Origin of the sequence: Roseivivax sp. GX 12232 (assembly GCF_021272185.1) — a bacterium.
In the GTDB taxonomy this organism is placed as follows: Bacteria; Pseudomonadota; Alphaproteobacteria; order Rhodobacterales; family Rhodobacteraceae; genus Roseivivax.
The window spans coordinates 1-1,213 of record NZ_JAJSEC010000033.1 but is presented as its reverse complement, the minus strand read 5'-3'; the positions used below and the strand labels follow the sequence as shown (position 1 = coordinate 1,213).

General features: G+C 75.8%; 1 protein-coding gene. It reads left to right on the top strand.

Features of this window, described 5'->3' with window-relative positions:
* On the top strand, positions 1–1,141 hold a 1,141-nt coding region (gspL, locus tag LR948_RS18765; RefSeq protein ID WP_232755690.1), incomplete at its 5' end, for a type II secretion system protein GspL.
* Positions 1,142–1,213: the final 72 nt, after the last annotated feature.

Below are 1,213 nucleotides of genomic sequence, written 5' to 3'. Positions count from 1 at the left end.
CCGGCTTTTGCGCTCCCTGAAGGCCCCGCGCGAGGCGGCGGGTTCCGCGCGGCCAAACGACCCCGGACCGGCCGGTGCCAAGGCGCTTCGGGCCCGGCTGGCGGCCTCTTCGGGCCGCGCGCCGCAGGCCGCGATCCTGCGCGCTGAGGACGTGAGCCTGCACGCGGTCGACCTGCCCCCCGCCTCGGAACGGCAGCGGCGCGCGGCCTTGCCCTTCGCCCTCGAGGACCGGCTGGGCGAGCCCTTGGAGGCGGTGCATATCGCCATGTGCCGGACCCTGCCGGACAAGCGTGTCCTCGCCGCCGTGGTGCGCCGCGAGATCATGCGCGAGGCCGTCGACGAGGGGCCGGGCGGCGCGATCCGGCCCGAGCAGTTCGTGCTGCCCGCACCGGAGGCGCCCGAGGCCGGCGGGGCCTGGGCGGTGCTGCGCGACGGCGAGCGGGTGCTGGTGCGGGTCTCGGACGGCACCGGGTTTGCCGTCTCTGTCGCGGGCCTTGACCACCTCTGGCAGCTCGCGGGCCGGCCCCGGGTCGAAAACCACGGCGCGCCGCTGCCCGACGGGATCGCGCATGAGCCGGCCGGGGCAATGGGTGACGCGCCAGACCCCGCCGACCGCGCGGTGGATCTGCGGCAGGGAGAGTTTGCCCCCCCGAGCAACCTGGTGCGGCCGCTGAAGGCGGTGGCAGCGGCGCTTGTCTGCGTCGGGCTTCTGCATCTGGCGCTGGCCTGGGCCGACCTGCGCGCGTTGCGTGGGCTCGCGGCGGAGACCGGTGCCGAGGCCGCCGCGCGGCTCGCGGAGACCCTGCCCGAGGCAAGGCTGTCCGATGACCCCCGGCTGCTTTTCCGCCAGCTCACTGCGCGGGCGGCTTCGGCGCGGGCGGAGAGCGGCGTGATCGGATTGCTCGACCGCGCCTCGGCTGCGCTTCTCGAGGCGCCGGAGCCGGTCACCGTCGATCGGCTGGTCTGGTCGGCCTCCCCCGCGACGCTGACGCTCGAGGTCACGGCGGCGGGGCTCGAAAGCCTGCAAAGCGCCGAGGAGCGGCTGCGGGTGGCCGGGCTCTCGGTCTCGGCGGGCACGGCGACCGCGGGCCCCTCGGGGGCGCAGGCCGCGCTGACCTTAAGGCCGGGAGAGGGCGGATGAGCCTGCTTGCCTCTCTTTCGACCCGCGAACGGGTGATGGTGATCGGCGGCGGGCTGCTGCTGGCGGGGCTCC